The sequence below is a fragment of the Acinetobacter sp. NIPH 1852 genome (genome assembly GCF_022549455.1).
Taxonomy (GTDB): domain Bacteria; phylum Pseudomonadota; class Gammaproteobacteria; order Pseudomonadales; family Moraxellaceae; genus Acinetobacter.
Map to the genome: position 1 here is coordinate 1 of NZ_JAKZGG010000027.1, position 23,336 is coordinate 23,336.

A 23,336-nucleotide genomic window follows, 5' to 3' on the forward strand; every position below is an offset into this window, starting at 1 on the left:
TGGAAGCGTGGCAGAGCGGTTTAATGCACCGGTCTTGAAAACCGACGAGGGTGTGAGTCCTCCGTGAGTTCGAATCTCACCGCTTCCGCCAAATTTTGAATTAAGCCCTTGTTATTACAAGGGCTTTTTTCTTGTCTATGATTTTACCCCACAACCTACCCCTCATAAAATTTTGGATTGAATCGGCTTTTTTGAGTCGTATTCGGAAGATGGTGGAATGCAGTTTAGAAAACTGTGTCTAAATCAAACTAAATTTATAGTGCCATTATAACGGCTCGTAATTCTAAATAACCTGAGTTCGATGAAATCCACTTAACCTTTTAGCATATTTTGGAAAGTTGGCTTATTGGGGTTCAAACAATAAGCCACTACAGCAGCCATGATATTCACCATGAAGTTATTTACCGAACGATGACGTGAATGTTCAAGTTGATGTAAATTTTTTAATTGATCATTCACTGTTTCGATCAATCCTCTTCTGCAAAGTAATTGTTTTTCTTCTTCAGTTTGGATGGGTTTATTTTTCATATTCCGACGTGATGGGGTCAATATTTTCAGTCCTCTTGCTGCTAAAGCTTCGGCTTTTGCTTTGCTCAAATAGCCTTTGTCTCCGAGTAGGATCCCTTTTAATTCTTGAGTTAAAGATTCTAATATAGCAACATCATGAACATTTCCCGATGTCAGCTTGAGATTAATAATTTCACCTAAATTATTGATAACGAGATGTAATTTAAAACCATAAAACCAACCCGTACTACTTTTTCCACGACCGGCCAAGCCTTTAAATACACGATGCCTTTTAATCCGAAGATTATGGCAAACTACCAATTTAGTGGAGTCAATGATACTGATTCCCGTATCTTTTCCTTTCACCTGATGGAAGAAACTACTCAGAGCTTGCAAACAACGGGGCATGATTTCAATAAATCGGTTGTAGCTAAGCAGTTTAGGAAAAGCAGATTTCCAGAATGGAACGATCATTTGGCAATAAAAATATTTGAAGAATCTAAAACCGGATTGATGAAATAAAATGACAATGGTCATTGCTTCGGACAAGCTTAAAGCTGACTTTTTCAACTTGGTTTTTTGATTAGAAATTAAAGCTTTCTCTAAAGATTCATTAAATTTTTTGCAGAAATCATCCAAAATACAAAATAATTCGGTAATATGATCCATTGAGAAGCCTTGTTTTATAACATTTTGTCTTGAGAACCAATATGTTACAAAAACAGGGCTTTTTTTCTACTCTTTTTTTATATCGAACTCAGGTTAAATATATGATTCCCCTTAAACTTCTGGAAGCCGCATTACTAGCCACTAACGACGGTGTCGTCATCACAGAGTCCGGGGGGGGGAGGAAGATAGGCCAATCATTTACGTCAATCCCGCTTTTCAGACACTAACTGGTTACACGCTCGACGAGATATTAGGTAGAGACTGTCGTTTTTTAAATATAAGCAACCATGAACAAGAGTCATTAAATACTATTCGTCAGGCACTACGAGCAAATCAATCGTGTCGTGTTGTTTTACACAATCGCAAAAAAAATGGAGAGCCCTTTTGGAACGAGCTAAGCCTCTCACCTGTTTTTGATGAAAACCATGCTGTTACTCACTTTATCGGAATTCAAAAAGATGTAACTGAACGTGTCCGTCACGAGCAACATATCGAGCGTCAGAATCAACTTCTCATAGAGAAAAATAAACAACTTGAAGAACTTATTGTTCGTGACCCACTGACACAGCTACACAACAGACGGTATTTTGAAGAGCATCTGAATCGCTCATGGTCAGTGCATGAAAGATTAAAAGCAAAAATTGCCGTCGCGTTTATTGACATTGACTGTTTCAAACTTTATAACGATCATTATGGCCATCTTGAAGGTGATACAACATTGAGATTAGTTGCACAAAAAATTAGCAGCTTTTTCTCCCGTGGTTCCGACATTGTTGCGCGTTATGGCGGAGAAGAATTTGTAATTGTATCATCTTTACAAAACGACGCGCCGCCATTTATTGAACGGGCTGAAAAAATGCGCCAAGCTATTTATGATTTGGCAATTAAACATGAGAAATCAAAAGTTTCAGAGTGTGTAACAGTTAGTCTTGGTGTTTGCACAGGCGTTCCTCCAGCACGCTCGACTCCATCTTTGTTTACTAGAAAAGCCGATGCCGCTATGTATCAGGCCAAACATCTTGGTGGCAACAATACAGTTCATACTGAGTTTTAGATGTCATCTAACAAGGCGTTGCACCGGAACTGGCTTCGCCAGTCCGGTGAACTTGAGCGTTAGGTTGCCATGAAGTTTCTTGTCGTCATCGTTATAGCAATCCTCGCTGGGTGCTCACGTTATGACTCGCCATCGCCCGGCTCGCCTCCTTCCAAAAGCGAGACCGCTTTCCAATCGGCTACAAACGTCCTGGCCGAGCCATTGCCAGGGAGAAAGGTGAAGATCTCGGTCACTGCAAGGGACGAGAGTCTGTACATCGTCAACTGCAATGAACATGTCGTTGTTTCGTTGCGTGCGGTCGGCGCGCCGCACATTTCTTGGGGCGGCGTGTCGAATGGTTGCTTATCCCAAAGCATCATCATTCCAGCCAAAGCGACACTTAGCTTTGTCGTGGAACTTAGTGATGGCTCTCCGGAATTAGACACGACCGTGCGGTACACAGCACTGGTCGGAGGAGTCCATCAAAGCGCTGACATCCGCTCACCACAAGTTCCCGTAGAGCGCATGACCAGCAATTCTTTCAAGATCATTCCATGAGTGGCAACCTAACTCAGGCGTTAGGCAGCATGACGAACATCCTCGATACTCTTTACAAAATCTGCCTGCACCCCAGACCAGATGACGAGCTCATTAACCGATTTTCGAAAGTGATCGATGTCTATTCAATTGCAGAAAAATCAGAACTTGTTGACTCTCTTGCCAGGTTTATCGCGGAAAAATTCTTATCTGGTGAAGGGTCGTTCGAAGAAACAGACGTGGCTATAAACAATCTTGCTGGCTATGCAATCTGCAACAACCGAATCCCCGAGTTTATGTGGGGGGTGTACATGGCGTTTGATGATGCTGAACTTCGATCAGACGGTCAACAGCGCTTACCTTCCAATCTCCGCCATGCGCTAGGGCCTGCTGCCTAACTCAGGTGTTATGCAACCAAAGGAAACAAAAAATGGCATTTACCAGAATAGCCCCTCTTATAAGAATATTTGATGAAAACAAAGCCAAAGAATTTTATGTTGAATTTTTGGGGTTCAATATCGACTTTGAACATCGGGACTCCGATGACGCGCCTCTTTACATGCAGGTATCAAAAGGACAATGTATTTTGCTGCTAACAGAACACCATGGGGAATGTAGTCCGGGCTGTGCCATCAACATTGAAACAGATGAGCTAGAATCTTACTGCAAGGAACTAAATCAAAAGAATTATAAGTTTGCCAAGCCAGGCATCCAAGATATGCCTTGGGGCAGCAAGAATATGTCCATCGCCGATCCATTCGGTAACAATATTACTTTCACGAATGCCATCAGTACCTAACATTCGTCCCCAAAAAAAGCACCCCTTCCACTCCATTAGTACGCCACCTGAGTTAGTCGAACTCAGGTTAAATATTTTCAGCTATCCATTCGCTTAGCTTACTTGACGCTCTCCACCGTGCAGATTATCCTTAGCCTGCTGACCTACATCGTCAGCGGGTTTTGACAGACCCTTACCTAAGAACATCAAAAAGTAATTTTTTGGTGGCGAACTCGTTCGTCCCTCCTGCGTTGCGGTAGGACGGGGGAGGGACGCCTTCGGGCGTGCTGATTCTTAGGTTCAGTCTGTCAACCCTTTCTCGTTCTGCCACCATCAATTGACAGTGGTTGTGGTGGAGCTCTATTACCTAAGGAGTACGCCATGCGCTTACATCAATACCGTCTTTTACATTTCTCTTTTTTCATGTTTGTGCCGTTGGGTGATTAGACCTGATGCCGTGCAGTCAATGCATAGCTGTGTCCATGACTTTCTAAGAATAAAACTTTTTCAAGTACATATTACCGATATGAAGATGAATCTCTCATGCTGTTTTGAGGGGCGTAGATTTGTGTGCTTTATCGTCTATAACACTTCAAAAAACATAGATATTCATTCCAACATTTATGACATGGGGAACACTGTGTCTGATTAAGACCAAGACCAGTGATGCCTATAAAAAGAGAAAATGATGATGTTTAAAACTTTCCTAAAAATGACCCTGATTTCATCACTACTTGCAGGCGCATCATTGGCGCAGGCAGGCTGGTTTGCACAAGCCAGTGAATCCTACCTTGTTCAAGCACGTCATACAGGCGGTGGGGTTTATCAATGTCTTTATAAAACCAATCCTGGCAACCGTGGTTGGCGTAATTTTACGGTGAACTTTCAAGGTGGTTGTCCACGCTTTGTTCACTTTAATGCGCAGAATGGTCAAGTCACTGTGCCCAACTAAATGAGGGGAACATTCAAATGAACCAAAAAACCATCTTGGGCTTGGCGGCAATCTTAGCCCTGACCTTGATCAGCATCGCAGGCTTCTACTTCTTTAGCCCTAAACACGCAACTGAAAAAACGGTTCCAGCCAGTACTTCTGAGGTCAGCTCTGCACAACCTTTAGAATCCGCCAGTTCAGAAGCAGTATCCACTGAGATTGCAGCAGCAGAAGTGGATGGGATCGATGTCAAAGAATTGACCACGGGAAGCAAGCGTTTGAGTCCATCAGATCATGAACCTGAATTGCTGAGTTTTGAGTTTGATCAAAACCTTAAGGCGGTGGATACCTTACTGTCGATGCTGCCTTATGATGAACTGCCTGAATTTGAGCAGGACAATATAGACAAGTATCAAGGCTATATCTTTGCCAAAGCCGCAAAAGATACAGGCAAATCAGTGCAAGACTTTAGCTTGCAAGAACATGGCGCACTGGAGTCGGAGCAAGCGGGTAATCGCTACTACGTCTATAAATTTGATAATGGCACAGACTGTGAAATCCATCTGGCTAGCATTGATTTAAATACAGGCGATTATGGCGTGAGCTATAACTACTGCTAAGGATGAACTTGATGAAGCAACTTTTAAAACCCTTACTCCTCGCAGTGACTACAACGACAGGCATCATGTTGAGTGGCTGTAATGCTGGCCTTGATCCAAACACGTTTACGGTCGAACTCGATGTAATTGATACCAGTAACTGGTATGCCCAAAATCAATCCGCTACAGTATTGACCATCCGTTCCAATATTGCAGAGCCTATCGATGTCAGCCATGTTTCTGTCAATCATGGACAATGTCGTTATGAAGGCTATCGTCGATCATTGGAATATCCGCAGCATTTTAAGATGGGGCAACGTTTAAGACTGAAATTAACAGACTGTAGCTACAGTAATGTGGTGCAGGTTGATGTCGAAACAGATAAAGGCACTGCAAGCTATAGCTTTCAATAACCGTCTTGCATTCTAAATGTTAAAACACAGCATTTAAATTTAGATGAAACACCAAATCAAACCGTGTCCTCAATGGGCACGGTTTTTTTATGCCCTCAATTCAGCTTTTCGTACCCAATTCATTTAACAAGGAATATTCAATGTCCTTAATTCAATGCCCCTATTGTCAGTCCACCCATGTCAGACAGACTGATTCAAGTCATGCAAACGCCAACTATTTCGAACAACTGCAACGCTGTATTTCACCGACACAGATGGCGCTGTTCGGCATGCAGCTTGCCAAAAAGGCAGGATTCCCGCCTTTTACAGGCGCAGCCATCGGTGTTGTGGTGGGTGGTGTATTGGTTATTGTCAGTCAGTACTGCTATGAAAAATATTACAGCAATGCCGAGCAGTATCTCTGTTTGGATTGCCAACAAGCGTTTGCATGGGTGCCGTAATCGCATCTCTGACTTTACACGGTTACATCTTTAAATAGATGGATTGTTTAAACCCTTACAGCACATTTCTGCATCTTTACATCTTTCACTTTTATTTAAGGAATAATCAAAATGGCACATCAACTTGAACAAATGGCGTATGTCGGACAAACCCCTTGGCACGGTCTGGGCAATCAACTTAGCCAAAACCAACCAATTGAAGTCTGGGCCAAACAAGCAGGCATGGACTGGCGTATTGAATCCTCCAATGTCAGTTACATGGCTCAAAACGCGCGTGGGCAAAGCATCATCATGCCGTATGAAGAACAACGGGTACTGTATCGTTCAGATACGCATGCCCCTTTATCCGTGGTCAGTCAGCGTTATCAGGAAGTCCAACCGATGGAAATTCTGGAATTCTACCGTGATCTAACTGAGCAATCAGGCTTTGAACTGGAAACCGCAGGTGTCCTAAAAGGTGGGAAAAAGTTCTGGGCTTTGGCACGTACAGGACAAACTGCAGAATTGAAAGGTGGGGATGTCAGCAATGGCTATATTCTGCTAGCAACCGCATGTGATGGTACTTTAGCCACCACCGCACAATTCACCAATATCCGTGTGGTGTGCAATAACACCTTAGCGATTGCCTTACGAGGGCAGAGTTCCAATGCAGGCGTGGTCAAAGTACCGCACAGTACTAAGTTTGATGCCGACAAAGTCAAAGATCAACTCGGTATTTCAGTGAAAACATGGTACGACCACATGTATGAAATGAAACAACTTACCCAACGTAAAGTCACCCAGAAAGAAGCAGCAGCTTATTTTGATGCGGTATTTAACAACAATAGCCTAAGTGCGATGGAACAGGAGGATAACATTATTCAGTACTACCGTAATGTCGCGTCTCAAGCCAATCCACAACCCAATAAAACTGAACCGAATGGACGTGCCATGACCAAAGTCATGAATATGTTTAATGGGCAGGGACGTGGGGCAGACTTATCTTCAGCCAAAGACACCGCCTATGGACTGCTTTGTGCAATCACCGAATTTGTAGATCATGAACGTCGCGCGATGAGTACCGATCACCGCCTTGACTCTGCTTGGTTTGGTGCAGGCGCAGCATTGAAACAACGTGGATTGGAACAAGCTTTACACTTGGCTGCTTAAGCTTGATTTAATCTTGAGATTTTATCATCAGGGCATGTGATCAGCACGATCAAGTGTCCTCCTAATCAACGATCCCTCTTTGCCACATCTTCGGATGTGGCTTTTTTTATGCCGTTTTAAAATCAATGATAGAAGGATAAACCCATGAATCAGATTATAAACCCAACAGTAACGTCTCAATCTCAGTATTTACCAACTATAGCCAATGACAAGCCTAAACAAAGTCAATCAGGTTCAAAACGCAGCTTAAATGCCAAACGTCTGATCAACACCAAACAACTGGACTATCAGGCATGGCTGGAAGTGCGCAAGCAGGGAATAGGCAGCAGTGATGCCGCAGCCGCCTGTGGCTTGAATCCCTATATGTCGATGCTAGAACTGTGGATGATTAAAACAGGACGGGTACAGCAAAACATCGATGATGAAAGCTCAGGGCATGCACCTTTATATTGGGGCAAGCAGCTAGAACCCTTGGTCGCAGAATATTACAGCATGCACACCAATAATAAAGTCCGTCGGGTCAATGCGGTGTTACAGCATCCTGATCCTGACAAAGCCTTTATGTTGGCAAACTTGGATTATGCCGTTGTGGGCAATGAAGACGTGCAAATCCTAGAATGTAAAACCGCAGGGGAATATGGTGCCAAACTGTGGCGAGATGGTGTGCCGTTATACGTGTTGTGTCAGGTACAACACCAACTGGCCGTGACAGGTAAACAAGCGGCACATATTTGTGTGTTGCTGTGTGGGCAGGAAACTAAAATCTACAAAGTCAGTCGTAATGAAGCCCTGATTGAACAGATCATTCAGGCAGAACGGCTGTTTTGGGAGTGTGTTGAAAATGACGTTCCGCCAGCAGTGGATGCCAGTGAATCGGCAGCCAAAGCTTTACAGCAGCTCTATCCAGAACATGTGCCGCTTAGCACCACAGATCTATCTGAGGATGAGCAGGCTAATCAACAGTTTGAGCAACTGCTTCAAGCTCGGAGCCAAATTGACAAGCATCAGGAGCAGTTCGATCTGCTGAAGCACCAACTTCAAGCCAAGATGCAGGAGGCTGAACGTGCCACCTTTAAAGTAGGCTCAGTGACATGGAAAAAGTCGAAGGATTCGATCAGCTTAGATAGCAAGGCTTTACTCAAATCACATCCTGAATATCTCAATCAATTCCCACAAACTAAGCAAGGTTCACGACGTTTCAATATATACAGCAAGGATGATTGAAGTCGCTTTAGCCTAAGTGCAATTCACAAGCAGCACCTCAAGCTCTACTCAAAAATCCCATGCCACAGCGCATGGGATTTTTTTATACCACTTTCATTTTAAACAAACACTGAAACTCATTTAAACAGAAGAGGAAAGCACCATGATTAAAGGTCTAGCAATCACACCACCAATACTCGGGCGAATCAGTATCGGTAAAATGGTGGAAAAGAATGGCAAGCGCATCCCTGAAAAGGATGACCAATTCACCATTACCAGCCAAATCCAAAATAAGGATAGTGGTTGGGTGAAACATCCACTTGATGAACAACTTCGAGCTAAAGCACCCAATCAAAAACTCCGTTCAATTCCAGTCCGTATGATCTTTAATGATCCTGAACTGAATCTACGGGCGGAATACAGTTTATTTGATCGTCAGACAGGACGTCCCGTTTGTGTGGGTAATGGTGAAACCTGCCAACGACTGACTAATCAAGGGGTAGAACAACATCCATGTCCATCCCCTGATTTATGCCCATTAGCACAAGGCGGAAACTGTAAACCTTATGGGCGTTTGCATGTCAATTTAGATGAATCGGATGAACTCGGCACATTCATCTTTAGAACCACAGGCTTTAATAGTATCCGTACTTTGGCTGCGAGATTGAACTACTACCATGCAGCATCGAATGGCTTGCTTTCATGCCTACCTTTACAACTCACGCTGAGAGGCAAATCTACTGCGCAAAGCTATCGTACACCTGTGTATTACGTGGATTTGACTTTACGGGATGAAGTTCATTTACAAGAGGCGATTCAAACAGCTAAAGAAATTGATCAGAAAAGTAAGTTGTGTGGTTTTAATCAGGCTGCTTTAGATCAAATGGCACGGCAGGGTTATGGTAATGCACGATTTGAGGTGAATGCTGAGGAGGGATTAGATTTGCTGGAGGAGTTTTATGCAGAGGACAACCAGCAACAAGACCAGATACCAGTGCATGACCTAAGCCATGTTCAGGATATTAAGAAAGGGTTGCAGCAGTCAGTGCAGGCTTTGAACTAGCTACTAGTGATGAAAGGTACAACAGTATCTTTCATTATTTTTTTGCTACTTTTAAAAAAGTACTAATAAAACTATTGACGAATTAAGCGTGATGTTTTATGATTTCTTTAATAAATCGTACTAATAAAACTATTTTGGAGTTTTGATGAAACTAGGAAATATATTAAGTGTAAAGGTGGGTGTGGCTCAATTTGAAACCACTGATGAGGGTGTAAATAACCTTACACAAGTAGGTTTGGTTAATGGTGCTAATATTTCTGAATTAGGTGATTTAGACTTTGTTGATGCGGAGTTAAAGTATGTATATGTTTCTGCTGAAAAATTACATGATAATGCTCTAAAAGCTGGTGATATTATTTTGATGTCTAGAGGGTCAAATATGCGTGCTGCAATTGTAAATCAGCAGGATATTGATAAAGATTTAATTGCTTCACCGAACTGTTTGGTTTTAACGGCTAACCTGAACTATGTATTACCAGAAGTTATTGTTGCATTTCTCAATAGCGAGCTTGGTCAAAAAACACTAGATTCTTTAAGTACAGGTGCAACAATAAAAAATGTTCCTGCTCGAAAAATTAAAGATATTGATTTAAGAGTTCCTGATTTAGCAGTACAAAACAAAATTGCACAAATCTTTAAACAGAATATCGAGACCTTAAAAAGCCTTAAGGTATTGCAGATGCAGCAAAAAATTACTGCAAATGCTGCAATTCAAAAATTAATGGCAGAGTAGGAGGCTGTATGAATCTTAATGCTGAAGTAAAAAAACAGTTTTTTAAAACGTTTGAGATACTTAAAACAACTTTATCAGTGGATCAAATCCCTGAAATTCTGAGTTTAACGAGCTATAGCGTATATGCAGAGTTTGATGCAGTGAAAACTGTATCGAGTACAGGTGAAAATGAAATATTGAAATATTTTCAAGATTTTGTTCAAAGACATAATTTAATTTGGGTGAATGCTCCAGTTTTAAAAGCTGCTGCACATTCATATTCAGACATACTTCGGTCTCTTATTACTTTTTATGGTGAATGCACTTCAACTGATGAATTTGGGCGGCAGATTGTAGATCTTTTACAGGAATGGGTTGGTCTTAATCCATCTTCTTTAGGGTCTTTTTACAGCAGTTCAGAATCGGTGATTGCATTATTCCAAGCCTTAATAGGTGATTGTTCTGATGCTGTACTTTATGATGGCGCATGTGGGATTGGGATGATTGCGAATAGGTTGAACCCTAAGAAAGCGATCTTAAGGGATATCAATCAAACGGTTGTGGGCATTACTGCATTATTGTTTAAAATGTCCAACATAGATGTGGATTTACAGGTTGCAGATACCTTAACGCACAATGAAACTTCTTATGATGTTGATATTGTAGCGAGTACACCACCATTTGGTTTAAGAATTCAGTCTCAGTTGGTAGAAAATACTGCATACATTAGAGATATTCATTTGGGAAAATCTATACCATCGAGTGCCTCAGAAAGTCTATGGATTCAGCAAGCCTTATATCAGCTAAATGACACTGGGCGAGCATTTTTACAAATTATACCTGGTTGGTTGTTTCGTGGTGGCTATGATGCTGCTTTAAGAGAGAAATTAATTGAAAAAGATTGGGTTGAAGCCGTAATACAATTGCCTGAAAAGTTGCTTAGTAATACCAATATTGAAACAGTGCTTTTAGTTTTAAATAAAGCCAAAGACACTAATGGAGTGGTGCGTTTTGTAGATGCACGAACTCTAGGTCAGCGTACTCGTTCGCAGACGACATTAATGCCAGAAGACATCACTTTAATTCGTAATTTGGTTATGGGGATTGAGGCTGATTCACAGATTAGTCAAACCATCTCATTACAGCAGATTAAGGAAAATAAATACAATTTACACTGTAATGAGTATTTTGCCTCTGAGATTGAAGAAACAAAGCTAGACTTAAAAGCTGAGAGTGACAAGCTTATTCAGGCGCAGCTTGAATATGAGAAAGCTCAACAAATTTTTAATCAGATTTTGAGTGAAGTTTGAGGAGATAATTATGATGCAAGTAACCCACCATGCACAAAAAAGAATGACTAAACGTGGAATTACCAAAGATATGATTGACTTTACTTTGGATTTTGGCGAGACAAAAGGTGATAGATGGGTGCTTAATCGTAAAATGATTGAGCAATCCATTGGTGATTTAGAGCGTAAATTGAGAACGGCTAAAAAATTGAGAGATAAAGGTGGCATAGTAGTTGTCGCTGAGGGTGAATCTTTATTGACAGCTTACGATTTTGATAGCCGCAAAATGGCATATTGATTTAAGGTACCTAAATAGTGGTTTAGCTAAACTACTATTTTCTAAATTTTGAATAGATTATCCAATTAATCATTTATTTGAACAAATGACATAGAGAAACGAACAAACATGGCGATTAAGAAAACAGAACTTTATTCTTCCTTATGGGCAAGTTGTGATGAGTTACGTGGTGGTATGGATGCCAGCCAGTACAAAGATTATGTGTTGACCTTGCTTTTTATGAAATATGTGTCTGATAAATATAAAAGTAATCCGTATAGCATGATTGTCGTACCAGAGGGTGCGAGTTTTGACGATATGCTTAAACTTAAAGGTGATAAAGAAATTGGCGATAAGATCAATAAAATCATTGCATTATTGGCAGAAGAAAATGATCTGAAAGGCGTGATTGATGTTGCTGATTTTAATGATGAAGACAAGCTTGGTAAAGGCAAGGAGATGCAAGACCGTTTGTCTAAGCTGATTGGGATTTTTGAGGGGCTGGATTTATCATCAAATCGAGCTGAGGGCGATGACCTACTCGGTGACGCTTATGAATATTTAATGCGTCACTTTGCAACCGAGTCGGGTAAGTCTAAAGGACAATTTTACACGCCTGCTGAAGTTTCTCGTATTTTAGCAAAAGTTATTGGAATTCGTCATGATACACCACAAGATGCTAGTGTTTATGACCCGACCTGTGGTTCAGGTTCATTGTTATTAAAAGCTAGTGATGAAGCTCCTCGAGGTTTGTCTATTTATGGTCAGGAAATGGACAATGCGACCAGTGCGTTGGCTCGTATGAACATGATTTTGCATGACAATGCGACCGCTAAAATTTGGCAAGGTAATACAATTGCCGACCCACAATGGAAAGATGGCAACGGGCAACTTAAAACCTTTGATTTTGCTGTGGCCAATCCGCCATTTTCCAGTAAAAACTGGACGAGTGGGATTAATCCTGAACACGATAAATTTGAGCGTTTTGTGTGGGGCGTACCTCCTGAGAAAAATGGTGACTATGCGTTTTTATTGCATATTCTTAAAAGTTTAAAAAGTACAGGTAAAGGTGCGGTTATTTTACCGCATGGTGTGCTGTTCCGTGGTAATGCAGAAGCTCGTATTCGTGAAAACCTGATTAAGCAAGGCTATATTAAAGGCATTATTGGTTTGCCTGCCAACTTATTCTACGGTACGGGAATCCCTGCTTGTATTATCGTGATGGATAAAGAAAATGCCCAAGCACGAACAGGCATTTTCATGATTGATGCCAGCAAGGGCTTTATCAAGGATGGCAATAAAAACCGTTTACGTAGTCAAGATATTCACAAAGTGGTGGATGTATTCAGCAAGCAGCTTGAATTACCACGTTATAGCCGTATGGTGACTTTAGCTGAAATTGCTGATAATGAATATAACCTGAATATTCCTCGTTATATTGATTCCAGTGAAGCTGAAGACATTCAAGATTTAACGGCTCATTTACAAGGTGGGATTCCACAGCGTGATATCGAAGCCTTAAATGCGTATTGGAAAGTATTTCCAACGATTCGCACAACGCTTTTTGTTGATGATCGAGAGGGTTATGTAAAGTCATTGGTTGAGGCGGCGCAAGTCAAAAGCACAATTTTAAATCACCCTGAATTTAAATCTTTTGCTGAGCAGAGTTTGCAGCCATTTACCGCTTGGTGTGAACGTGCAGCACTTGGAAATATTCAAGTGGGCGAACAACCCAAAGCCATTATTCATCGTATCAGTGAGGATTTACTCGACAGTTATGCCGATATGCAATTGTTAAGTAAATACGATATTTATCAGATCTTGATGGATTATTGGGATAGCGTCATGCAGGACGATGTATTTATTTTGAGTCAAGATGGTTGGAACTCTGCCAAAGTATTAAAAAAACTGCTTGTCATCAAAGGTGAAAAACTCAAAGAAAGTCCTGATCTGGTGATCAATAAAGATAAATACAAAGCTGAAATTATTGCACCGTCTTTGATCGTGGCACGTTATTTTGCAGTAGAACAAAATAAGATTGATACACAACAAGCCGAACTTGACAGCATTAGCCAAGAGTTGGAGAGCTTTATTGAAGAGCATAGTGGTGATGAGGGCTTATTGGTCGATGCACTGAATGATAAAAATAAAGTCACGGCTGCCACGGTCAAAACTCGTTTAAAAGTGAGTAAAGATGCTGAAGAAATCAGTGTGTTAAAGCAGGTGCAAAAACTATTTGAGCAAGAAAGTACATTGAAAAAAGCAGTCAAAGACTTACAGGATGCTTTGGATCTGGCAGTTTTTCAAAAATATCCACAGCTTGATGAGCAAGCGATTAAAACCCTTGTGGTCGAGGATAAATGGCTTGCGACACTGAAAGCTAATATTAAAGCGGAAATTGAGCGAGTCACACAACAACTTGCTAATCGAGTGAAAGAGTTGGATGAGCGTTATGCAGAACCTTTGCCACAAATTAGCAAAAATGTTGATAGTTTAAGCGATAAAGTAGCTCAGCATTTAAAAGCGATGGGTTTGGAGTGGTCACTATGAGGGAGGAGAAGATACCACAAGGTTATAAAAAAACCGAAATTGGTGTGATTCCTGAGGATTGGTCATGTGATTCGCTTGAAAGTGTTTGTCCTAAAGGTAGGAAATATTGCATTGTTGATGGACCTTTCGGTTCTAACTTAAAGACAGAACATTATCGAAAAAGCGGAATTCCTATTATTACAAGTGGTTTTGTTACTGATGGTACTTTTCAGGTTGATAATTACCTTTTTGTTGATGAGGAAAAATTTCGCCAAGAGAAAAGAAGTGCTGTGAATCCTAGTGATATAGTTATGGCAAAAATTGGAGCACGTTGTGGAGCAAGTGCTATTTTGCCAAAAGAACATGTTGTTGGAATTTTATCTGGTAATGCGCTTAAAATAACTGTGGATGAGTCAAAACATCATACATATTTTATTTGGCAATTATTGTGGGATCTTTATACGAAAGGCAGCCTTGATGATATAACGACAACTGGTGCGCAACCTGCAATTTCGATGTCTAGTTTAAAGAAATATCTTATTCCTTTACCTCCAATCAATGAACAAACAGCCATCGCTACCGCACTATCTGATGTTGATGCTTTAATCTGCGAGCTAGAAAAAATCATTTCTAAAAAACAAGCGATTAAAACCGCAACGATGCAGCAACTTTTAACAGGTAAAACTCGTTTACCACAATTCGCTCTGTGTGAAGATGGTACAAAAAAAGGATTTAAACAAAGTGAACTGGGGGAGATTCCAAAGGATTGGGGGGTTAAAACAGTATATGAATTGGCTGAAAAACAAAAATCCCAGTTTGATGATGGAGATTGGGTAGAGGCAGAACATATTACTGACAGAGGTATTAGACTCATTCAAACAGGAAATATTGGCATAGGACAATATGTAGAAAAAGATACAAAAAAATATATTTATCCTACATCTTTTGAAAAACTCAAATGTAAAGAATTGCAGAAAGGTGACTTGCTTATCTGTCGATTAGCTGAACCTGCTGGACGAGCTTGTATATTTTATAATATTGGAGAGCAAAGAGTTATCACTTCTGTAGATGTTACAATATTTAGACCATCTTCTTATTTAGCTGACCGTAAATTTTATGTGCAGTATTTTTCCTTTGATGTGTGGTTCAAATCGGTATTGGAACAAGTTGGTGGAACTACGCATAAACGTATATCAAGAGGTGCATTAGGACGGATTTCTGTCCCTTATCCATCAATCCAAGAACAAACCGCTATCGCTACTATCTTATCTGATATGGACAGCGAAATTCAGGCATTAGAAAAACGCCTGAATAAAACTCGTCAAATTAAACAAGGTATGATGCAGGAGCTGCTGACGGGGAAAACACGATTGGTGCAACCTGAAGCATGAGGAGTGTGAATATGCTTGAACAACAGAATTATAAAAAAGCACGTTTTTTTAAGTGTGCCTTGCAGGTCAATCCAGTGGGTTATATTCAGTATCGTGGACAAGAGCAAAGTTTGTCTGAAGCTGAATATAATCAACAGTTGCTTAATGCTGCTTTAGAAGCTGGGATTGAAGTGATTGGTTTAGCAGATCATGGCTCAGTAGATCAGATAGATGCACTCAGAAACCTGTTCAACCAAAATGGAATAGTGGTCTTCCCAGGTTTTGAAATTGCTTCTAGCGAAAAGATTCATTTTGTGTGTTTGTTTGACGAGTCTAAAACATGCCAAGAGTTAGAACGTATTTTAGGGCGTTTGGATTTGCTTGATCCAGAGGATGGGATTTTGCCTACCAATTTATCATCGAGTCAATTAATTGATAAAGTAAATGAAATTGGTGGTTTTATTTATGCAGCTCACTGTACCAATGACGATGGTGTATTAAAGCGAAGAATGAATCATGTTTGGCAGCATAAAGGTTTATTGGCAGCCCAGATTCCTAGCTCTATTGAAGATTTACTTGGTATTGAAAATGACTTCTATCGTAAAGTCTTCTTGAATAAAGATCCCAATTATTGTCGAGAGCGGGAGATGGCAGCCATTAATGCGGCTGATGTGGCAAAACCGAGTGATATTCAAAAAGATGTTGCATCTTGCTTAATCAAAATGACTAAACCATGTTTTACATCATTTAAGCAAGCATTTTTAGATGCAGGATCAAGAGTTCGCTTAAACTCTGACAAGCCTGAAAGCTATGCCTCTGCAATAGAACGGATTCGATTTGTTGGTGGCTATCTTGATGGGCTTGATATTGAATTGTCAGATCACTTGAATGCGGTTATTGGTGGCCGTGGTACGGGTAAGTCAACTCTGCTCGAATGCATTCGTTATGCTTTTGATTTAGAACCCAAAACTCAAAATGCCCTAAAACAGCATAAAAGTGTCATTGAAAGCAATTTAGGCAAAGAACGGGGTATGGTTGAAATTACGCTTCGTTCAGCAACTATGCATGGTCGTAGATTCTCGATCAGCCGTAAATATGGAAATCAGCCTGTTGTGGTTGATGAGCAGGGTAATATTTCACCTTATCATCCAGCAGATTTGTTGCCTGATCTTGAGTTGTACGGACAAAATGAAATTTATGAGATGACACGAGATGAGGCAAGCCGTAACCAACTGATTGAGCGTTTTTTGGAAGGTGAACATCAGCATTTTGATGCGGATATAACGAAAGTGTTCGCAAGGCTCAAAGAAAATCGAGAATCTATAAGCCGTGCATTGAGTCAAAAAGATGATATTGAAGCAGAGGTAGAGCGTCTGCCCAAATTACTTGAACAAGTTAAACAGTTTCAGACTTTAGGAATTGAGGAAAAACTTAAAATCATCCCTAAATTGGAAAAAGAAAAACAGTTAAATGAACGAGTGAGCGAGGAAGTAAGTCGTGTAAAAACAGCGATAGAAACTCTTAAAGATAGTTTACCTGATACTATTTTTATCAGTGATGCAAGTTTGGAAGGCTTGCCTCATGCGGATTTGTTAAAACAGCAGCGCGGTATTTTGGAAAAGCTAAAACTCGACTTGACTCAGCAATTGGGACAGTTGGAACAGCTTGTTCAGACTACAAGCATACAGTTATTACCAATTCAACAAACATTAATTGAAAAGCAGAAAGATGAAGAAGGACATTTAGAAAATGCTTTCAAGGAAATACCTGCTAGTCAAGGGAAGACAGGTCGACAAATTGGTGTTGAATATCAGGCTTTATTGAAGCAAATTGAACAGATCCGTCCAAAGCAAATAACATTACAAAACCGACAGGCTCAAATTGATGAGTTATATAGTCAGCGCAAAAAACTATTGTTAGAACTAGATCAGCATACTACTGCTCGAGCAAGTAGTATGCAAAAGTCAGTGAAACGATTAAATCGAAAGCTAGATCAAAAAGTTAAACTTACTTTACAACCCGAAGGGAATCGTCAGCCATTGGTTGATTTTCTAAACACATGTAGTTTAGAAGGTGTTGGACTTAAACGACTTGCTTGGGTATTAGAACAAGAATTTTCACCAGCGAACCTTGCCGCCACCATTCGAGATGGTGAAACGGAGTTAGAAAGAAAATTCAGTATACCTAATTCAGTTGTACGGGCTCTAATACATTTGCCAGAGCAAAAATTATTAGAAATAGAAGAGTTACTGTTGCCAGATACCATGACCATTGAACTTAATGTAACTCATGGTGAACGTGATGCTATTTTTCGACCGATTGATGAACTTTCTACAGGACAGCAATGTACAGCAGTCTTACATTTATTGCTTTTAGATAATCAAGACCCGTTGATTCTTGATCAGCCTGAAGATAATTTGGATAACGCATTTATTGCCGAACGCATTGTTGCAGAGCTTCGTAGAGCTAAACTTAGTCGTCAATTTCTCTTTGCTACACATAATGCGAATATTCCTGTATTTGGTGACGCAGAATGGATTGGTGTGTTAAGTGTTCAAGACAACAAAGGGATGATTCTGCCAGATCAACAAGGTGCGATTGATGTACCAAAAGTTCAAGAGTTGGCAGCCGATATATTAGAAGGCGGAAAAAGTGCATTTAATCAACGTCGTGAAAAATATGGTTTTAATTAATAGGTATAGGTTTTAGGTAGAAGATAATGTTAAAAACTGAGTTGTTGGAACTAATTGCCAACGGTGAAAATTCAGGTGTTGAGTTTAAACGCGATGATATTCGTCCTGAGCAACTAGCGAAAGAAGTGGTTGCTATGGCGAACTTTCAAGGTGGGCGCGTACTGCTAGGAGTGGAAGATGATGGCACGGTGAGTAGTATACAAAGACCAGACTTAGAAGAATGGGTGATGAATATATTTCAAAATAAAATTCATCCAATGATTTTACCTTTTTACGAAGAGGTTAAACTTGATGATGGTAAAACGGTTGCGGTAGTAAGTTTTCCAATAGGTATTTCTAAGCCTTACGTGCTGCGTCATAGTGGGAAAGAGGAAATCTATATTCGTGTTGGTACAACCTCACGCTTAGCAACTCGAGAACAGCAAATGCGTTTGTTTGAGTTGGGTGGCATGTTACATACAGAAGTGATGCCCGTACCCCGTACTGATATGAGTTGTTTAGATGATGCTCGATTGATGAATTATATTCGAGATATTTTGCGTGACCCTGATGTCCCACAATCAACAGAGGCTTGGCAAGCGAGATTACTTGGATTGGGTTTTCTGACCGAAGCTGCTGGCAATATTTGCTGTACGATTGCAGGCTTGATTTTATTTGGTAAAAATCCACGACGCTATTTAAAACAAGCTGGTTTAAGAGTGATGGCTTTTCAGGGTGATGATAAGGAATATCAAGCTGCACTTGATGAAATTATTGATGGTCCAATGGTTGGTCGTTGGGATATTGATCAGGGGGATAAACGTTTAGTTGATGGTGGTGTAATTGAACGTTTTATGGAGGCAATGACTCCATTTATTTCTCAAGAATCTGCTCATGTGAATGAGGAGTTAAGACGAGAAATGCACTGGTTTTATGCTCTTGAAGCTGTGCGTGAAGCATTGATTAATGCTTTGGCTCACCGTGATTGGACACGTTTTGTAGAAATTGAGGTTTCTGCTTATTCAAATCGGCTTGAAATTATTAGTCCAGGCACATTACCCAATTCAATGACTGTAGAAAAAATGAAAGCAGGTCAGCGTTCGCCTCGTAATACCATTGTGATGGAGGTCCTACGTGATTATGGTTATGTTGATTATCGTGGTATGGGCGTAAGAACAAAAATTGTACCTTTGACTAAAGCCTTAACAGGTAAAGAACCTGAATTTGAACTTACAGAAGATTATTTAAAAACAGTTTTGTATCGCTAGATAAGGATAAAAAATGAGCCAAGTCGGTCAGCGTGAACGCATTACCCAAAATCGAGTGGTGCATTTTTTTCAGCAACAATTAGGCTATCGTTATTTAGGCGATTGGCAAGATAGAAATGACAATAAAAATATTGAACACGACATTTTAATTGCTTGGCTTAAAAAACGTGGTATCAGTGATGCTTTGATTAATAGAACCATGCGCCAACTCGATACTGCAACTGCATTGGGTGAAGGCAAAAAACTTTATTATGCCAATAAAGATGTATATCGCTTATTGCGTTACGGAGTTAAAGATAAAGAAGGTGCTGGTGAACTAAATCAAACCGTTTGGCTCATTGATTGGCATCATCCTGAAGCAAATGATTTTGCAATTGCTGAAGAAGTTTATATTAAAGGTGAAAATAAAAAACGCCCAGATATTGTGCTATATATCAATGGGATTGCTTTGGGTGTATTAGAGCTGAAACGTTCATTGGTTGATGTATCTGAGGGCATTCGACAAAATTTAGATAATCAAAAAAAAGATTTTATCCGTAATTTTTTTAGCACAATACAACTGGTGATGGCAGGTAATGACACACAAGGATTGCGCTATGGCATGATTGAAACACCTGAAAAATATTATCTGGAATGGAAAGAAGAGCTTAATCACGTAGAGGGACATAAACTCGATTATCATTTAGGTAGAATGTGTAATAAACAACGGTTTTTGCAAATCATTCATGATTTTATAGTCTTTGATGCGGGTGTGAAAAAAACTTGCCGACATAATCAGTTTTTCGGTATTGAAGCTGCAAAGCAACGTATTGCCAAACGAGAGGGTGGTATTATTTGGCATACCCAAGGGTCAGGTAAGAGTCTGACAATGGTGTGGTTAGCTAAATGGATACGAGAAAATGTCAGTGATAGCCGTGTACTTATTGTCACAGATCGAACTGAGTTGGATGAGCAAATTGAGAAAGTCTTTACTGGTGTAGAAGAAGAAATTTATCGTACAAAAAGTGGTGTGGATTTGGTTGCAACACTGAATCAGCCAACCCCTTGGCTTATGTGTTCATTGGTGCATAAATTTGGTCGTTCTTCAGACGCAGACGATGATGCTGCAACGAATGAATTTATTGAACAGCTCAAACAATCCATGCCTAAAGACTTTAAAGCTAAAGGTAATGTATTTGTTTTTGTTGATGAATGCCATCGTACCCAATCAGGTAAATTACACGAGGCAATGAAAGCGATTTTACCCGAAGCCATGTTCATTGGTTTTACGGGTACACCTTTGATGAAAAAGGATAAACAGAAATCAATAGAAGTATTTGGTTCCTATATTCATACCTATAAATTTGATGAAGCGGTTGCTGATGGTGTTGTTCTTGATTTGCGTTATGAAGCACGAGATATTGACCAAAATATTAGTTCACAGAAAAAAATTGATGAATGGTTTGAAGCAAAGACTCGTGGGCTGTCACGCCTAGCAAAAACCCAACTTAAACAGAAATGGGGAACAATGCAAAAGGTCTTATCAAGTAAATCTCGTTTACAGCAAATCGTAAATGATATTTTACTGGATATGGAAACAAAGCCACGCTTGATGGATGGGCATGGTAATGCCATATTGGTTTGTTCCAGTGTCTATCAGGCATGTAAGGCTTACGAAATGTTTAGCCAGACTGATTTGGCTGGTAAAGTTGCTATTGTGACTAGTTTTCAGCCGACCCCTGCCAGTATCAAAGGTGAAGAAACAGGCGAAGGACTCACCGAAAAACTATTTAAATATGATATTTACCGCAAAATGCTAGCGGATTATTTCGAGAAAACGGAAGAAGAAGCAGCAAGCCTTGTCGAAGAGTTTGAGACATCTGTTAAAAAACGTTTTATTGACGAACCTTCACAGATGAAATTATTGATTGTAGTGGATAAGCTTTTAACAGGTTTTGATGCGCCATCAGCAAGCTATTTGTATATTGATAAACACATGGCAGATCACAATTTATTCCAAGCGATTTGTCGGGTCAATCGCTTGGACGGTGATGATAAAGAATATGGTTATATTGTCGATTATAAAGACTTATTTAAATCTATAGACCAAGCTATTTCTGATTATACTCAGGAGGCTTTTGATGGTTATGATAAGGACGACGTTGAAGGATTATTAAAAGACCGTTTACAGCAGGCTAAATTAGATTTAGATACTGCTTTAGAAATGGTCAAGGCATTGTGTGAGCCTGTTAAAGCACCTCGAAACACTCAGGACTATATTCATTATTTTTGCGGGGAATCAGGGCATAATCAAGATGAACTCATTGAAAAGGAAGCTCTCCGTTTAGCGCTTTATCAAAATGTGGTGAAGCTCATCCGTGCTTTTGCAAATATTGCCAATGAAATGCAAGAGGCTGGCTATAATGAACAGCAGATTGTAACTATTCGAGCCGAAGTCATACATTTTGAAAAAGTGCGTGATGAAGTCAAAATTGCTAGCGGCGATTTGCTTGACATGAAACGTTTTGAGCCTGCTATGCGTCATCTACTCGATATGTATATTCGTGCTGAAGACAGCGAAGTATTGATGGACTTTGAAGAGTTAGGCTTGATAGAGTTGATTGTGGAAAAAGGTGCAGATGCGTTGGATGCATTGCCTAAAGATATTCGCAATGACGAACAAGCGATGGCTGAAACTATCGAAAATAATGTTCGTAAAACAATTATTGATGAAAACCCCGTGAATCCAAAATACTACGAACAAATGTCAGTTTTGTTAGATGAATTGATAGAATTACGTCGTCAAAAAGCCATTGAATATCAAGAATATTTAAAACATATCCGTGATTTATCTAGTAAAATTATTCGCCCTGAAAAAAGCACATCACATTATCCTAGCTCTATGGATAGTAGTGCTAAACGAGCGTTATATGATAATTTTGGAAAGGATGAGTTACTAGCCACAAAGATTGATAGTGTTATTCGCTATACTAAAAAGGCAGATTGGGTGGGCGATAAATTTAAAGAACGTGAAATTGCATTTGCAATACAGCAAGACACAAAAGGCTATGATATTGATATTCAAAGTGTCATGGAGCTTGCTAAAGCGCAACGAGAATATTGGTGATGCAATGGCTACATATTGGTGAGCTTGAGGTAGAGCTGCACCATAAGGCAATCAAGAACTTACATTTGAGTGTGTTGCCACCAGATGGAAAAGTCAGGGTATCTGCTCCTATTACTATGTCTGATACGGCTATACGCATGGCGGTAATTAGTCGTATTCCATGGATAAAGAAACAGCAATCGGCTTTTCTTAATCAATCTCGTCAATCAATCCGAGAAATGGTCAGTGGGGAATGCCATTATGTTTGGGGGAAAAAATATCGCTTAAATATTGTGGCAACATCTGGACAGCATCGCATTGAATTTTCCCATGCTAATCGGCTTGATATGTATGTTCATGCAACTACCTCAACCCAAAATAAACAGAAATTACTAGAAGCATTTTATCGAATGCAACTACAGGAAAAACTTAATTTACGCTGTTCATCTTTACTTACTAGAATTGGTGTAGAACCAAGTTTTATTGGTATTCGTAAAATGAAAACCCGTTGGGGGAGTGCTAATCCATTGTCGAAAAGAATATGGCTGAATTTAGAATTGGCGAAAAAACCAGTTGAATGTTTGGAGTTTATTCTTGTGCATGAACTGGTGCATTTAATTGAGCGTCATCATAATGATCGTTTTGTAATGTATATGGATCGGTTTCTTCCCCAATGGCGTGAGCGAAAGGCTTTGTTGAATAGTTTACCTTTAACCTCCTAAATATATGCGCCTTATCTGGCTCAAGGTCAGACGAAATAACCCGAAAGCCGAAACTTTCGGGGTTACAGCGGTGTGTTTAAATATAATTCG

At 40.0% G+C, this 23,336-nt stretch carries 21 protein-coding genes and 1 tRNA gene; 21 read left to right on the forward strand and 1 reads right to left on the reverse strand.

The features are described 5' to 3' along the window. Nucleotide 1 precedes the first annotated feature (1 nt). Nucleotides 2-91 (forward strand) — tRNA-Ser (locus MMO38_RS15665). A 221-nt stretch (nt 92-312) separates the two neighbouring features. On the opposite strand, the gene MMO38_RS15670 is transcribed toward MMO38_RS15665, so the two are convergent. Then, entirely contained in the window at nt 313-1,176 is an 864-nt protein-coding gene (locus MMO38_RS15670; protein ID WP_002122622.1) for an IS982 family transposase, read from the reverse strand. A gap of 544 nt (nt 1,177-1,720) precedes the next feature. Between MMO38_RS15670 and MMO38_RS15675 the strand changes: the two genes are divergently transcribed. The 20 genes from MMO38_RS15675 (at nt 1,721) to MMO38_RS15770 (ending at nt 23,246) form a co-directional block, all read left to right on the forward strand. Continuing rightward, complete coding sequence (locus tag MMO38_RS15675; RefSeq protein WP_347006118.1) at nt 1,721-2,230, forward strand: diguanylate cyclase; 510 nt, start codon at nt 1,721-1,723, stop codon at nt 2,228-2,230. Between the two features lie 69 nt (nt 2,231-2,299). After that, the gene (locus tag MMO38_RS15680; RefSeq protein ID WP_061518814.1) at nt 2,300-2,767 is read left to right on the forward strand and encodes a hypothetical protein; all 468 of its coding nucleotides are present in this window, start codon (nt 2,300-2,302) and stop codon (nt 2,765-2,767) included. Further along, nucleotides 2,764-3,144: a hypothetical protein gene (locus MMO38_RS15685; protein ID WP_195726407.1), complete on the forward strand. Its 381-nt coding sequence runs from the start codon at nt 2,764-2,766 to the stop codon at nt 3,142-3,144. The genes MMO38_RS15680 and MMO38_RS15685 overlap by 4 nt, the downstream gene beginning before the upstream one ends. A 32-nt stretch (nt 3,145-3,176) precedes the next feature. Beyond that, nucleotides 3,177-3,545: a glyoxalase superfamily protein gene (locus tag MMO38_RS15690; RefSeq protein ID WP_104426623.1), complete on the forward strand. Its 369-nt coding sequence runs from the start codon at nt 3,177-3,179 to the stop codon at nt 3,543-3,545. Nucleotides 3,546-4,215: 670 nt separating this feature from the next. Beyond that, nucleotides 4,216-4,476 carry a hypothetical protein gene (locus tag MMO38_RS15695; RefSeq protein WP_241324121.1) on the forward strand — a complete coding sequence of 87 codons (261 nt, stop codon included), beginning with the start codon at nt 4,216-4,218 and terminating at the stop codon, nt 4,474-4,476. Nucleotides 4,477-4,493: 17 nt separating this feature from the next. Then, nucleotides 4,494-5,075, forward strand: a complete 582-nt coding sequence (locus tag MMO38_RS15700; RefSeq protein WP_241324109.1) for a hypothetical protein — start codon at nt 4,494-4,496, stop codon at nt 5,073-5,075. A gap of 11 nt (nt 5,076-5,086) precedes the next feature. Then, nucleotides 5,087-5,467, forward strand: coding sequence for a hypothetical protein (locus MMO38_RS15705; RefSeq protein WP_004960803.1), 381 nt, complete (start codon nt 5,087-5,089; stop codon nt 5,465-5,467). Between the two features lie 140 nt (nt 5,468-5,607). After that, nucleotides 5,608-5,907, forward strand: a complete 300-nt coding sequence (locus MMO38_RS15710; protein ID WP_004960801.1) for a hypothetical protein — start codon at nt 5,608-5,610, stop codon at nt 5,905-5,907. A 111-nt stretch (nt 5,908-6,018) separates the two neighbouring features. Beyond that, the gene (locus MMO38_RS15715; protein WP_241324110.1) at nt 6,019-7,056 is read left to right on the forward strand and encodes a DUF932 domain-containing protein; all 1,038 of its coding nucleotides are present in this window, start codon (nt 6,019-6,021) and stop codon (nt 7,054-7,056) included. Between the two features lie 144 nt (nt 7,057-7,200). After that, on the forward strand, nt 7,201-8,280 hold the full coding sequence (locus tag MMO38_RS15720; RefSeq protein ID WP_151833972.1) for a lambda-exonuclease family protein: 1,080 nt from the start codon (nt 7,201-7,203) through the stop codon (nt 8,278-8,280). 142 nt (nt 8,281-8,422) lie between these two features. Then, nucleotides 8,423-9,322: a hydrolase or metal-binding protein gene (locus MMO38_RS15725; protein WP_151833973.1), complete on the forward strand. Its 900-nt coding sequence runs from the start codon at nt 8,423-8,425 to the stop codon at nt 9,320-9,322. A 145-nt stretch (nt 9,323-9,467) separates the two neighbouring features. Further along, the gene (locus MMO38_RS15730) at nt 9,468-10,055 is read left to right on the forward strand and encodes a restriction endonuclease subunit S (RefSeq protein ID WP_241324111.1); all 588 of its coding nucleotides are present in this window, start codon (nt 9,468-9,470) and stop codon (nt 10,053-10,055) included. A gap of 8 nt (nt 10,056-10,063) precedes the next feature. Further along, complete coding sequence (locus MMO38_RS15735; protein WP_241324112.1) at nt 10,064-11,344, forward strand: N-6 DNA methylase; 1,281 nt, start codon at nt 10,064-10,066, stop codon at nt 11,342-11,344. A gap of 10 nt (nt 11,345-11,354) precedes the next feature. Further along, nucleotides 11,355-11,621: a DUF4258 domain-containing protein gene (locus MMO38_RS15740; RefSeq protein WP_004669069.1), complete on the forward strand. Its 267-nt coding sequence runs from the start codon at nt 11,355-11,357 to the stop codon at nt 11,619-11,621. A 108-nt stretch (nt 11,622-11,729) separates the two neighbouring features. Further along, the gene (locus MMO38_RS15745; protein ID WP_241324113.1) at nt 11,730-14,150 is read left to right on the forward strand and encodes a type I restriction-modification system subunit M; all 2,421 of its coding nucleotides are present in this window, start codon (nt 11,730-11,732) and stop codon (nt 14,148-14,150) included. Then, nucleotides 14,147-15,520 (forward strand): restriction endonuclease subunit S, encoded by a 1,374-nt coding sequence (locus MMO38_RS15750; RefSeq protein ID WP_241324114.1) that lies wholly within the window; start codon nt 14,147-14,149, stop codon nt 15,518-15,520. The genes MMO38_RS15745 and MMO38_RS15750 overlap by 4 nt, the downstream gene beginning before the upstream one ends. A gap of 11 nt (nt 15,521-15,531) precedes the next feature. Continuing rightward, on the forward strand, nt 15,532-18,192 hold the full coding sequence (locus MMO38_RS15755) for a TrlF family AAA-like ATPase (protein WP_241324115.1): 2,661 nt from the start codon (nt 15,532-15,534) through the stop codon (nt 18,190-18,192). Between the two features lie 26 nt (nt 18,193-18,218). After that, on the forward strand, nt 18,219-19,439 hold the full coding sequence (locus MMO38_RS15760; RefSeq protein WP_032051732.1) for an RNA-binding domain-containing protein: 1,221 nt from the start codon (nt 18,219-18,221) through the stop codon (nt 19,437-19,439). Nucleotides 19,440-19,452: 13 nt separating this feature from the next. Next, nucleotides 19,453-22,545 (forward strand): type I restriction endonuclease subunit R, encoded by a 3,093-nt coding sequence (locus tag MMO38_RS15765; protein WP_151833978.1) that lies wholly within the window; start codon nt 19,453-19,455, stop codon nt 22,543-22,545. After that, a complete protein-coding gene (locus tag MMO38_RS15770; protein ID WP_004669059.1) occupies nt 22,545-23,246 on the forward strand; it encodes a SprT family zinc-dependent metalloprotease in 702 nt (233 codons plus the stop codon). The genes MMO38_RS15765 and MMO38_RS15770 overlap by 1 nt, the downstream gene beginning before the upstream one ends. Nucleotides 23,247-23,336: the final 90 nt, after the last annotated feature.